Annotated in this window: 8 protein-coding genes; 7 read left to right on the forward strand and 1 reads right to left on the reverse strand. The window is 75.2% G+C overall.

Going from position 1 to position 13,108, the window contains the following annotated elements; all coding sequences use genetic code 11:
- Positions 1-40: 40 nt before the first annotated feature.
- From RTG05_RS01885 to RTG05_RS01895, 3 genes are read left to right on the forward strand one after another with little or no spacing between them, the layout of a single operon-like run.
- Positions 41-4,237, forward strand: coding sequence for a Pls/PosA family non-ribosomal peptide synthetase (locus RTG05_RS01885; RefSeq protein ID WP_166527220.1), 4,197 nt, complete (start codon positions 41-43; stop codon positions 4,235-4,237).
- 8 nt (positions 4,238-4,245) lie between these two features.
- Positions 4,246-5,535, forward strand: coding sequence for a heparan-alpha-glucosaminide N-acetyltransferase domain-containing protein (locus tag RTG05_RS01890; RefSeq protein ID WP_166527221.1), 1,290 nt, complete (start codon positions 4,246-4,248; stop codon positions 5,533-5,535).
- Positions 5,519-6,214: a BPL-N domain-containing protein gene (locus RTG05_RS01895; RefSeq protein ID WP_208104748.1), complete on the forward strand. Its 696-nt coding sequence runs from the start codon at positions 5,519-5,521 to the stop codon at positions 6,212-6,214. The genes RTG05_RS01890 and RTG05_RS01895 overlap by 17 nt, the downstream gene beginning before the upstream one ends.
- Before the next feature lie 31 nt (positions 6,215-6,245).
- Here RTG05_RS01895 and RTG05_RS01900 read toward each other — a convergent pair whose 3' ends face one another.
- Positions 6,246-7,535, reverse strand: a complete 1,290-nt coding sequence (locus RTG05_RS01900; RefSeq protein WP_166527222.1) for a hypothetical protein — start codon at positions 7,533-7,535, stop codon at positions 6,246-6,248.
- A gap of 397 nt (positions 7,536-7,932) precedes the next feature.
- Here RTG05_RS01900 and RTG05_RS01905 point away from each other — a divergent pair, with 397 nt between their 5' ends.
- The 4 genes from RTG05_RS01905 to RTG05_RS01920 all read left to right on the forward strand — a co-directional run bounded on the left by RTG05_RS01905 (position 7,933) and on the right by RTG05_RS01920 (position 13,104).
- Positions 7,933-9,243, forward strand: coding sequence for a M1 family aminopeptidase (locus RTG05_RS01905; RefSeq protein ID WP_166527223.1), 1,311 nt, complete (start codon positions 7,933-7,935; stop codon positions 9,241-9,243).
- A 279-nt stretch (positions 9,244-9,522) separates the two neighbouring features.
- Positions 9,523-10,578, forward strand: coding sequence for an N-acetyl-gamma-glutamyl-phosphate reductase (gene argC, locus RTG05_RS01910; RefSeq protein ID WP_166527224.1), 1,056 nt, complete (start codon positions 9,523-9,525; stop codon positions 10,576-10,578).
- A gap of 226 nt (positions 10,579-10,804) precedes the next feature.
- Entirely contained in the window at positions 10,805-11,908 is a 1,104-nt protein-coding gene (gene argB / locus RTG05_RS01915; RefSeq protein ID WP_315912233.1) for an acetylglutamate kinase, read from the forward strand.
- A complete protein-coding gene (locus RTG05_RS01920; protein ID WP_315912234.1) occupies positions 11,905-13,104 on the forward strand; it encodes an acetylornithine transaminase in 1,200 nt (399 codons plus the stop codon). The genes argB and RTG05_RS01920 overlap by 4 nt, the downstream gene beginning before the upstream one ends.
- The last annotated feature ends 4 nt before the right edge of the window (positions 13,105-13,108 follow it).

Genomic DNA, 13,108 nt, shown 5'->3' on the forward strand with positions numbered 1-13,108 from the left:
GGCGAGTTGGTGTTCGGGAGGTGCGGCAGAGAGTGAATATATGACGACACATAGCGACGACTGGGATTTCTTCTCGACATTCGCGGGAGATGCCGAGCGGGAGCCCCGGTCGCGGACCACCACGCCCGGGTACGAGCTGCGGGACGACACCGCCACCTCCTACCGCCTGCACGACAACTTCGTCGCCGAGCTGTCCGGCCAGCGCTCGCCGGTCACCCGGCTGAGCCGCTTCTTCGAGCGCACCTGCGACGAGCGCCCGTCGGCGACCGCGCTGGAGTGCGCCGGCGAGCGGGTCTCCTACGCCGACCTCGACCAGCGGGCCAACCGCCTGGCCAACCTGCTCATGAGCCGCGGTGCGCGCGCCGGTGTCCGCGTGGGCATCCTGCTGCACCGCTCGGTGGACACCTACGTCGCCCTGCTGGCCGTGACCAAGACCGAGGCCACGTTCGTCCCGATCGACCCCGAGGCGCCCGCCGACCGGCTGCTCTACATCGCCGAGGACTCCGCGCTGCGCCTGCTGGTCACCACCACCTCCTTCGCCGCGTCCTGCGCGGCCCTGCCGTGCGAGAGCCTGTACCTCGACGAGCTCGGCGGCGAGCTCGCCGTGCAGTCCAGCGCCCGCCCGGGGATCCAGTTCGACGGCGACCCGGTCTGCTACGTCATCTACACCTCGGGCTCCAGCGGCCGCCCCAAGGGCGTCGAGGTCAACCAGTCGAGCATCTGCAACTTCGTCGGGATCGTGCCGTCGCTGTACGGGGTCGAGTCCACCGACCGCGTGTACCAGGGCATGACGATCGCCTTCGACTTCTCCATCGAGGAGATCTGGCCGACCTGGGCCGTCGGGGCGACGCTCGTCGCCGGTCCCACGGACGGCCGCCGGGTCGGGTCGGGTCTGGCTGACTTCCTCGAGGACGAGCGGATCACGATGGTCTACTGCGTCCCGACGGTGCTGGCCACCCTCGACCGCGTCCTCCCGCTGGTCCGCACGGTCAACGTCGGCGGTGAGGCCTGCCCGCGCGAGCTGGTCGACCGCTGGGCGGCACCGGGGCGCCGGATCCTCAACACCTACGGCCCGACCGAGACCACCGTCACCTGCACGATGGCCGAGCTGCGGCCCGGCAAGCCGGTCACCATCGGCCGGCCGCTGCCCACCTACCGGGTCACCCTGCTCGACGAGGACCGCCGCCCGGTCCCGCCCGGGGGCACCGGGGAGATCTGTGTCGGCGGACCGGGCGTCGCCCGCGGCTACGTCAACCGCCCCGACCTCACCGCCGACCGCTTCATCGCCGACCCGCGCGGCATCCCCGGCGAGCGCATCTACCGCACCGGCGACCTCGGCCGCTTCCTGCCCGACGGGGAGCTGGAGTACCTGGGCCGCGCCGACAGCGAGGTCAAGGTCCGCGGTCACCGCGTGGACCTGCAGGAGATCGAGAGCGTGCTGCTCGAGCACCCGCAGGTGACCGGGGCCGTCGTCACGCTGCTGTCCTCGCCGGACACCGGCGGCGACCTCGCCGGCTACGTCATCGTCCGGGGCGACTGCGCCACCGGCGAGCTGCGCCCGGAGACCCTCGCCGCCGGTGCCACCGACGCGCTGGTCGCCGAGCTGCACGAGCAGCTGGTGGCCCAGCTGCCGCCGTACATGGTCCCGTCCTACCTCGACGTGGTCACCTCCATCCCGATGCTGCCCAGCGGCAAGGCCGACCGCGGCCGCCTGCCGGCGCCCACCCGGCCCCGGCTGATCCGCGGCACCCGGGACTTCGAGCCGCCGGCGACCCCGGCGGAGGCCTGGATCGCCGGCCTCTGGGAGGAGACGCTGCGACTGCCCGCCGGCGCGGTGTCCGTGGAGGCCGACTTCTTCGCGGCCCTCGGCGGTCACTCCCTGGTCGCGGCCACCGTCGTCTCCGCGATGCGGGAGAGCGAGCTCGGCTCGGGCCTGTCCATCCTGGACTTCTACAAGCACCCCACGGTCCGCGAGCTGGCGACCTTCCTCGAGGACGGCGTGAGCACCAGGGCCGAGGAGACCTTGGTCCTCGAGCCGCGCGAGCCCCGTCCGCAGCCGCCGTCCGACCGGCGGGTCGTCGGGTTCGGGACGGCGCAGGTGTCGGTCCTGTACGCGATCATCCTGCTGTTCCTGCTGCCCGTCGGTGTCCTGTACGGGCTCAACGACGGCCAGCCCTCGACGGGCCTGCTGCTGCAGCTGGCCGTGGCGCTCCCGGCGGTCTACCTGCTCGGCCGCTGGGTCGCCCCGGTCGCCGGCGCCCGGCTGCTGGCCAGGGGCCTGCGCACCGGTGACCACCCGCTCTGGGGCGGCATGCACCTGCGGGTCTGGACCATCCAGAAGCTGGTGTCCATCTCGCCGCTCACCGTGCTCAGCGGCTCGCCCTGGGCGGTCACGTACCTCCGCCTGGCCGGCGCGCAGGTCGACGACGAGGCCCACGTCGGGTCGGCGGACGTCTCGCTGCCCTCGCTGCTACGGGTGGGCCGCGGCGCGACGGTCGGCTACGGCACCCAGCTGCACGCCCACCGGGTCGCCGAGGGCGTGCTGACCATCGCGCCGGTCACCATCGGCGCCGGTGCGGTCGTCGGCTCCGAGAGCGTGCTGGAGTGCGGCTCCGAGGTCGGCGAGCGCGCCATCCTCGGCGACACCTCGCTGCTCACCTCCGGCCAGGTCGTCCCGGCGGGCGAGTCGTGGGCCGGCTCCCCGGCGCGGTCGGCCCCCGAGGCGGTCGACCCGGTCGTCGAGCTCATGGCCGGCTGCTCCAGCGCCCCGCGCCGCTGGTCGAGCACCCTGCTGGCCGGCTTCGCCGGCGGCGTCGCCCTGCTCGAGCTGCTGCCCTTCCTCGTCCTGCTGCCGGTGGTGGCGCTGGTGTGGTGGGTGCTGCTCGGCTACGGGACGGCGGCCGCCCTGGTGGCCACCGCGCTGTCCGGCCCGGTCTTCGTGCTCGCCTCCTGCGCCCTCGTCCTGGGTGCCCGCCGCCTCGTGCTGCCGGCGACCCCGGAGGGCGTGCACCACCTGCGCTCGCAGCTGGGCCTGGAGAAGTGGCTGGGCGACAAGCTGCTCGAGATGAGCCTGCTGTTCAACAACACCATGTACGCCACGCTGTACACGCCGATGTGGCTGCGGGCGATGGGCACCAAGATCGGCAAGGACGCCGAGGTCTCCACCATCGCCAACATCGACCCGGACCTGCTCACCCTGGGCGACGGCGCCTTCGTCGCGGACATGGCCAGCGTCGGCAGCGCGACCTACGCCAACGGCCACGTCGCCTTCCGGCGCACCGAGATCGGCTCCCGGGCCTTCGTCGGCAACGCCGCCTTCGTCCCGTCGGGCACGCACGTGGGCGACGGGTCGCTGGTCGGCGTCCGCAGCGTCCCGCCCACGGGCGGCACCGAGCCGGGCACCTCCTGGCTGGGCTCGCCGTCGTTCTTCCTGCCCCGCCGCGAGGTGTTCGAGGAGTTCACCGAGGCCGAGCTGTACACGCCGTCGCGGCGGCAGGTCCGCAACCGGTACGCCATCGAGGCCCTGCGCATCGTGCTGCCGAGCTCGCTGCTCGCGGTGGCGACCTTCGCGACCCTGTACGCGCTGTCCTCCATCGCGCTGTCCTGGAACACGGCGGCCACCGTGCTGCTCTCCCCGCTGGTGGCGCTGGCCTCCAGCGTGCTGGTGGTGTTCCTGGTGGCCGCCCTCAAGTGGGCCGTCGTCGGCCGCTACCGGCCCCAGGTGCGCCCGCTGTGGAGCGGCTTCGTCCGCCGCACCGAGTTCGTCACCGGCGTCTACGAGGCCGCCGCGGTGCCGGCCCTGCTCACCTTCCTCACCGGCACGCCGCTGCTGGGCCCGGCGCTGCGGCTGTTCGGGGCCCGGGTCGGCCGGCGGACGCTGATCGACACCACCTACGTCACCGAGTTCGACCTGGTCGACATCGGCGACGACGTCTCCGTGGGGGCGAACGCCTCGCTGCAGACCCACCTGTTCGAGGACCGTGTGATGAAGATGGACCAGGTCACCCTGCGCGACCGCGCCACCGTCGGCGACAAGGCGGTCGTCATCTACGGGTCGGTCGTGGAGGAGGACGCCACGCTGGCCGCCCTGTCGCTGGCGATGAAGGGCGAGGTGCTGCCCCGGGAGACCACCTGGTGCGGCATCCCGGCGCAGAAGGTCGGCCGGGCGCCGACGGCCGCGCCGGCCCGCGGCCGGCGCGCGGTCCCGGCCGGTGCGACCGCGGCGGGCCGGCGATGACCGCCGGCGTGCCGACCGCGCCGGGGGGCACCCCGGCCGGGGCCGCGGACCTCGCCCACGCCTGCGACCCGGCTCAGCCGGGTGACGTCGCGGGCACCCCGTCGAGCACGGCGCCGGCGCAGCGGTCGAACGCCCGCCTGATCGGCATCGACGCGGCCCGCGGGATCGCGCTGTTCGGCATGATGGCCGTGCACACCATCGACTCCGTCGACGCCGACGGCGACGTCTCCCTGGCCTGGACGCTGTCGGCGGGGAAGTCGGCGGCCCTGTTCGCCCTGCTGGCCGGCGTCGGCGTCGCGTTCGCCACCGGCCGCCGCGTGCGGCCGACCACGCGGACCTGGCCGGGGTACGCGGCCGCGCTGCTGGTCCGGGCGCTGCTCATCGGCGCGGTCGGTCTGCTGCTCGGCTCGGTGGTCCCCGCCGACTACGCCGCGGTGATCCTGCCCTACTACGCGCTGCTGTTCGTCCTCGCGATCCCGCTGATCGGCCTGTCCAGCCGCGCGCTGGTCGCCCTCGCCGCGACGATCGCCGTGGCGGTGCCGCTGCTCAGCCACTGGTCGCGGTCGGGCACACCGGTGCGGGACACCGTGCCCAACCTGACGTTCGGCGCCCTGCTCGGCGACCCCGGTCAGACGCTGCGCGAGCTGGCGCTGACCGGCGTGTACCCGGCCCTGCCCTGGATGGCCTACCTCTGCGCCGGGCTGGCGGTCGGGCGCGCGCTGCTGACCTCACGGCGCACGGTGGCGCTGCTCACCCTGACCGGGGCCGGGCTGGTCGCGGCCGCGCAGCTGACGTCGTGGCTGCTGCTCGACGTCCTCGGGGGCCGCGCGGACCTGGCGGCGGCCTCGACCGCGTCGGGGATGACCTCGGCCCAGCTGGGCGAGGCCCTGGCGGTCGGCTGGAGCGGGACGACGCCGACGGACACCGCGTGGTGGCTGGCGACCCTGGCGCCGCACTCCACCACGCCGCTGGACCTCGCGTCCACCATCGGGCTGGGCTTGGTCGTCCTCGGCGTCTGCATCCTCCTCGGCCGGACGACCACCGCGCTGCTGCGCCCGCTGGCCGCCGCCGGGAGCATGACGCTGACCCTCTACTCCCTGCACGTGCTGGGGCTGGCGGTGCTCCCCGGTGGGGTCACGGGTCTGCTCGTGCACATCGCGCTGGTCGTCTCCTTCGCGCTGCTCTGGAGCCGGTACCACGCGCGAGGCCCCCTGGAGGAGGTCGTCGCCCGGACGACGGGGGTCGTGCGCCGCCGGGTGCAGTCGCTGACGGAGGGGGCCGGTGCGCGCCGGCGCTGACCTGGCGCTGGTCTACCGCGGGCCGGCGTCCACACCGGGGTGCCCGGAGGCGGTGGCCGACGCACTGCGCCGCGGCCGCCGGGGCCTGGAGGTCCGGTTCGTCGGCCCGCGCGAGGAGCTGCCGGTGGAGCCCTCCGTGCTCGCCACCGCCCGGCTCTACGCCCAGCCCGGCGGCGGCGAGCTGCGGCGGGCGCACCGGAAGGTGAAGCGGTCGGCCGACGCCGTCCGGGAGTTCGTCCGGTCCGGCGGGGGCTACCTCGGCTTCTGTCTGGGCGGCTACCTGGCGGGGGAGACGCCCGGGTTCGGGCTGCTCCCCGGGGACACCGACCGGTTCATCTCCTCACCCGGCGCCCGCCCCGACCACGACGGAGACAGCCTGGTCACGGTGACCTGGGCCGGGCGCCGCCGCCAGGTCTTCTTCCAGGACGGCCCGTGGTTCGACCTGGACCCGGCCCGCGGGCCGGCGGAGGTGCTGGCCACGTACGACAACGGGCTCCCGGCCGCGGTGGTCGCGCCGTTCGGCCGCGGCGCGGTCGGCGTTGTCGGCCCGCACCCGGAGGCCACCCCGGACTGGTACACCGACAGCGGGCTGCCGGTGCCGGCCGACGTCCGTGTCGACGCCGCCGCCGACCTCACCCAGGACCTCGTCGACCGGGTGCTGCAGGCCGCCCGTCCGTGACGGACACCGGCCCTCGCCCGGTGGGCCGGTGTCAGGAGGCGTCGATCAGCCGCCCGACGGTGCTGCCCAGCCGGCCGTCCAGCGCGTGCCCGACACCCTGCGGGAAGTCGCGCGAGGTGGCCACGCCGCGGGCGGCGTACCACCGCTCCCCGGCCTGCGCGCCGTAGGTGGCGGTCAGCGGGACGGCGGTGTCGGCGGTGCCGGTGAACCAGTGGCCGCGGACCCCGGCCATGCTGGCGGCGGTCACGGCCGAGGCGCTGCCGGCCGGCGGGCCGCCGCCGCCGAACACCACCCAGCCGCCGCCCAGGCGCATCAGCTCCGGGTGGCGCGGCACCAGGAACCGGGTGATCTCCTGCGCGCCGGAGGAGAAGCCGGCCAGCCACACCTCGCTGACGGGGTACGCGGCGAGGTGCTCCTCGACCAGGGCGGCCAGGAAGTCGGCGTAGCCGGCGGTGTCACCCTCGTGCCAGCACTTGCAGCTCCGGTTGGGGCTCGCCACGGCCAGCGTGACCATGTTCCGCGCCCGGCTGGTGGCGACCAGCCCCGACGAGCCGCCCAGCGCGTAGGCGGAGTCGGGGTTGTCGATGCCGAACTCGCCGGTGCCGTCGACGTAGACGACCAGCCCGACCGGTCGGGCCGGGTCGACGCCCGCGGCGTAGCGGAGGTAGGCCCCCGTGTGCCCGGCGGCGCTGTGGGTCCGGCGCCCCTGGTTGGTGTAGGTCCCCCCCGCGCCCGAGGAGGAGGTGCCGTCCTGGGTCGCGGCCGTGCCCGCCCCGGAGCCGGACGCCACGGAGCCGGACGCCTCGGAGCCGGACGCCGGAGAGCCGGACGACCGGGCGCCGGGCCCGGCCGCCGCAGCCGAGCCTGCCGCCGGGGCCGAGCGGTCGCGCTTGCGGTGTCCCCGGTCCTCCACCGCCGGACGCTCGGGCACCGTGGGTGCGGCCTGGACGGGGACCGGTACCGGCGCGGACGCGGACCGGCCGGCGGCCGCGGCCCCGGTGGACCCGCCGGCGGGGCTCTCCGGCACGCCCGGCTGCTCCGGCAGGTCCTCCGGCACCTGCGGCTGCACCTGCGGCTGGGTGTGCGGCTGGGTCCCGGCCGGCGTCCCGGACGGCACGGGGACCGGGACGGTGGCGCCGGCCGGCCCGTCCGGGGCCGGCTGCTCGGTCACGGCCTGACTGCTCACCTCGCCCGCGTCGGTCGCACCCGCGGCGTCGAGCCGGACCGCGGCGGGGTCGCACGCGGCGGTGCACAGGGTGACGAGGACGGCGGCGGTGAGCACACCGGCTCGCCGGCCGACGGTGGAGAGGGAGCTGCGCACGAGTGGTCCTCCGGACGTCCGCCGAACTGTGGCGACGGACTGTGATTGCTCAGTGACGGATCGAGGTTTACACATGCGCTGCGCATCCGCCAGATAACGGTCAGTCACAGCTGTCCCATCGGCCCCACCCGTCCCGGGGACACCGACCCGGCTGCCGATGGGGGAGGGTCACGGTCGCCACCCCCCGTGGGGGAACGTCCTGGTCCCCCGGCGCGTCAACACGGGTGGTGCGGCCGGCAGGTGTCCGGTCGAGGGACCCACGAGGACGGGGATGCGCGGAGGTCGACGGTGGTTCGCGGCTGGCCTGGCGTCCTCGGTCCTGGTGACCGGCGCGTGCACGTCGGGTGTCCCGGACGAGCCCCGCGACCGGTCGGCGCCGGAAAGTAGCGCTGCCGAGGTGGCCGAGCCGTGGCCCGACCGGCCGGTGGTGGACCTCCGCTTCGAGATGGCCCCCGATCTCGCCTCGGCGTCCGGCCGCGAGGTCGTCGAGTTCACCCCGGACCTGGACACCTGCGAGCTGGTCTTCCGGTCCTGGGTGAACAAGCCGGCCACCGCGCTCGCGGGCAGCGCGCTCGCCGTGACCGGCGTCCGCGTGGACGGCCGTGACGTCGCCTCCACGGACGTGCCCGCCGGTGCGCCGGAGGGTGCGCCGGGCACCCTCGTCGAGGTGCCGCTGCCGGAGTGCCTCGCGGCGGGGGAGACCGTCACCGCCGAGCTGGCCTTCGACCTGGTGCTCGGCGAGCAGGTCAACGAGCGGGTGGGGAGCTCCGCCGGCGCGGAGGTGGCCTGGTTCGCCACGGCGTTCCCGCTGCTGGCGTGGGAGCGCGGGCGCGGGTGGGAACGTGGTCCGGCGGTCCCGGTAATCGGCGAGACGGCCGTCAGCGAGGACTTCGCGCTGCGGTCGCTGGAGGTCGTGGCGCCCTCGGGCTACGACGTCCTCGGCACCGGCGCCGCCGACGGCACCGAGGAGGGGCCGGACGGGACCACCACCCACTCGTTCACCGCCCCGGCGGTGCGGGACGTCGCCGTCGCCGTCGGCGACCTCGACGTGGCCGAGCGGACCGTCGGGGGGACGCGGGTGCACGTGGGCCTGGACCGGGAGGTCGAGCAGGCCGGCCCGCAGGACTGGCTGGACCAGATCGAGGAGTCCACCGGTGGCCTGGTCGACCTGCTCGGTCCGCTGCCCTACCAGGACCTGTGGGTCGTGGTGCTCTCCAGCCAGAGCAGCGGCATCGAGTTCCCGGGGGCGTTGCAGTTCGGTGACGTCGACCCCGGGCAGCGCCGCGGTCTGGTGACGCACGAACTGGCGCACATGTGGTTCTACGGCTGGGTGGGCAACGACCAGGGCGAGCACCCGTGGCTGGACGAGTCGTTCGCGACGTTCGCCCAGTCGGTGGCCGACGGCGACGGGCCGTCCTACGCGGAGCTGGCGGACGGGGACGCCCCACCGGTGGGTGGGTCGATGAGCTACTTCGCCGAGGGGTTCCGGCGGCCCAGCGACGTCTACTACGACACCGTCTACACCCTCGGCGGCGCCGCGCTGGTCGAGGCCCGCGAGCGGGTCGGCGCGGAGGCCTTCGACGCCGCCCTGGCCGAGTACGTGGCGACCAACGCGCACTCCGTCGTCGTCCCCGAGGACGTCGAGGAGTCCTTCGCCGACCTGCCGGAGGTCCTGGAGGTCCTCCGTGAGGTCGGTGCGCTGTCCTGACCGCGGCGCCCCCGGGCCGCCGCCGCGCAACCCCACCTCACGACACCGGGCAGGTACCAGATCACCCGGAGTAGTCGGCACGGCGTGTCGCCCGATGGTGGTGGCACGTGCACGGGGTGCCTCGACTGGGTGAACCCGCCGTGTCCCGCGGGTGTCCCGGCCGTGCTCAGGCCCGGTTTTCCGGCCTCGTCCGCCGGGAGGTGAGGGCCCGGGTCCGCCCGGGGGTCACGTCTCCGGACGACGACACGCGGGACGCCACCCCGGGTACTGTCACTCAGCGTGAGTACGGGGCGGACGTGGACGGTCGGGGTCACCGGCGCCACCGGGTACGCCGGGGGTGAGGTGTGCCGGTTGCTGGCCGGGCACCCGGCCCTGCGGCTGGCCGGGGTGCACGCCAACAGCAGTGCCGGGCGGCGGCTGGGGGAGGTGGCCCCGCACCTGTTGCCGTTCGCGGACATGGAGGTGCGTCCCAGCGGGGCGGGGGACCTGGCCGGCTACGACGTGGTGGTGCTGGCGTTGCCGCACGGGGAGTCCGCGGGGATCGCCGCGCAGCTCCCGGAGGACACGCTGGTGGTCGACTGCGGCGCGGATCACCGGTTGAACGACCCGGCGGCGTGGGCGCGGTGGTACGGCGGCGGGCCCGCCGGCACGCCGCACCCTGGGACCTGGCCGTACGGGTTGCCGGAGCTGCCTGGTCAGCGGGAGCGGCTGGTCGGGGCGCGGCGGATCGCGGTGCCGGGGTGTTATCCGACGTCGGTGACCCTGGCGATGGCGCCGGCGTTGGCGGCCGGGTTGGTGCAGCCGGAGGTGGTGGTGGTCGCGGCCACCGGCACGTCAGGGGCGGGCAAGGCGGTGAAGCCGCACCTGTTGGGCAGTGAGGTGATGGGGTCGGTGAGCGCCTACGGGGTGGGCGGGGTGCACCGGCACACCCCGGAGATGGTGCAGACCCTGTCCCAGGCCGCCGGCGGGCCGGTCGGGGTGAGTTTCACCCCGGTGCTGGTGCCGATGAGCCGGGGGATCCTGGCGACCTGCTCGGCGCCGCTGCGGCCCGGTGTCGACGGCGAGGCCGCGCGCGCCGTCTACGGGAAGGCCTACGGCGACGAGCCGTTCGTGCACCTGCTGCCGGAGGGTCAGTGGCCCACGACGGGGCAGGTGCTGGGGGCCAACACCGTCGTGCTGCAGGTGGCGGTGGACCCCGACGCCGGCCGGCTCGTGGTCGTCGCGGCGGTGGACAACCTGACCAAGGGCACCGGCGGGGCGGCGGTGCAGTGCGCCAACCTGGCCCTGGGCCTGCCCGAGACCACCGGCCTGCCCCTGGTCGGGGTCGCCCCGTGAGCCGTCCGGTCGACCCATCCGGACGGCCGGGAGCAGACGAACACCAGGAGGTGGCGGTCACCACCGCGCCCGGGGACTCCCCGGGTGACCGGCGTGGCCGCCGCCGAGCCCGCAGCGGTCCTCCGGCCGCGATCGGTGTCGCCCGCGGCGCCGGTGACCGGTCCGCCACCGTCCGGACCGACGACCTGTCCCTGACCTCCGTGCACGAGAACCTGGTCCCCTCCTCATGAGCATCGACTCCATCCCCGCACCGACCGCAGCCGCCCAGGACCCCGCGCCCGCGGACGTCCGGTCCGGCGACCGGGCACCCGCCGACCGCGTCGAGGAGGTCACGCTCGACCTCCGCGACCAGGCGCCGCCGCGCCCGGCTCGGCGGCGGGTCGGCAGCAGCCGGGTCATGCGCAGGCACGACCCCGAGGGCGACCGCTTCCGGGCCGAGGTGCTCACCGGGGCGCTGCCCTGGCTCAAGGAGTTCCACGGCCGGGTCATCGTGGTGAAGTACGGCGGCCACGCGATGGTCGACGAGGAGTGCCGGCGGGCGTTCGCCGAGGACATGGTGTTCCTGCGGACCTGCGGCATCCTGCCCGTCGTCGTCCACGGCGGCGGCCCGCAGGTGACCAGCATGCTGCGCCGCCTCGGGATCGAGAGCGAGTTCCGCGGGGGCCTGCGGGTGACCACCGAGGAGAGCATCGAGGTGGTCCGCATGGTGCTCACCGGCCAGGTCGGCCCCGAGGTGGTCAACCTGATCAACCAGCACGGCCACTTCGCCGTGGGCCTGTCCGGGGAGGACGGCGGCCTGTTCACCGCCCAGCGCACCACCGCCGTGGTGGACGGCGAGGAGGTCGACGTCGGCCTGGTCGGCGACGTCGCCGACGTGGACCCCACGACGGTCGAGGCCCTGATCGAGGCCGGCCGGATCCCCGTGGTGTCCACGGTCGCGCCCGACCCGAACGGGGAGGTGCACAACCTCAACGCCGACACCGCCGCGGCCGCCCTGGCGGTCGCCCTGGGCGCGGTCAAGCTCGTCGTCCTCACCGACGTCGACGGCCTCTACGCCGACTGGCCGGACCGCGGGTCCCTCGTCCAGAAGATCGACACCCGCGAGCTCGCCGAGATCCTCCCGACGCTGCACTCCGGGATGATCCCCAAGATGGCCGCGTGCCTGCGGGCGGTGGAGGGCGGCGTCTCCCGCGCCACCGTCATCGACGGGCGGCTGCCGCACGCGCTCCTGCTGGAGACCTTCACCACCGAGGGCACCGGCACGATGGTGCTGCCCGCGGTCGACGCGGCCGCACCGGCGCCGGCCAGGAACGAGGAGCCCACGCCGTGACCGCGCCCGGCGGGGAGCGCACCGAGGCGCTGGCCGCCCGCTGGTCGGCGGTGATGATGGGCAACTACCGGACGCCGCCGGTGGCGCTGGCCCGCGGGGAGGGCGCCACCGTCTGGGACGTGGACGGGCGGGCCTACACCGACCTGCTGGGTGGGATCGCGACGACGATCCTCGGGCACGCGCACCCGCGGGTGGTGGCGGCGATCACCCGGCAGGCGCAGACGTTGGGGCACGTGTCGAACCTGGCGGTGCACGAGCCGGGGGTGGCGCTGGCGGAGCGGTTGGTGGAGCTGGCCGGCCGGTCGGGGCGGGTGTTCTTCTGCAACTCCGGGGCGGAGGCCAACGAGGCCGCGTTCAAGCTGTCCCGGCTGACCGGGCGCACGCAGGTGGTGACCGCGGAGGGGTCCTTCCACGGGCGGACGATGGGGGCGCTGGCGTTGACCGGGCAGCCGGGCAAGGCCGCGGCGTTCGCGCCGCTGCCCGGCGGGGTCACCCACGTGCCCTACGGGGACGCCGGCGCGCTGGCCGCGGTGGTGTCGGAGGACACGGCGATGGTGTTGCTGGAGCCGGTGCTGGGGGAGGGCGGGGTGCTGCCGGCGCCGCCGGGCTACCTGGCCGCCGCGCAGGCCGCCGCGCGGGACGCGGGGGCGTTGTTCGCGCTGGACGAGGTGCAGACCGGGATCGGTCGGACCGGGTCGTGGTTCGCCCACCAGGCCGACGGGTTGGCCCCGGACGTGGTGACGCTGGCCAAGTCGGTCGGTGGCGGGTTGCCGCTGGGTGCGGTGCTGGCCTTCGGTGAGGCGGCCGAGCTGATGACGGCCGGCGCGCACGGGTCGACGTTCGGGGGCAACCCGATCGCGGCGGCCGCAGCACTGGCGGTGCTGGACACCATCGCCGAGGAGGGTCTGCTGGAGCGGGCCAAGGAGCTCGAGCACCGGTTCACCGCCGGCATCGAGGCGCTGGGTCACCCGGGGGTGGCCGGGGTGCGCGGGCGGGGGGCGCTGCTGGGGGTGGTGCTCACCGCCGACGTGGCGCCGGCGCTGGAGGCCGCGCTGCGGGAGGCCGGCTTCCTGACCAACGCCGTCGCCCCGGGCGTGCTGCGGCTGGCGCCGTCCCTGGTGGTCACCGACGCCCAGGTCGACGCCTTCCTGGCCGCCCTCCCGGCCGCCCTGGACACCGCGGGCTCCGCCCACTGACCCG

This window comes from Geodermatophilus sp. DSM 44513 (genome assembly GCF_032460525.1).
Taxonomy (GTDB): domain Bacteria; phylum Actinomycetota; class Actinomycetes; order Mycobacteriales; family Geodermatophilaceae; genus Geodermatophilus.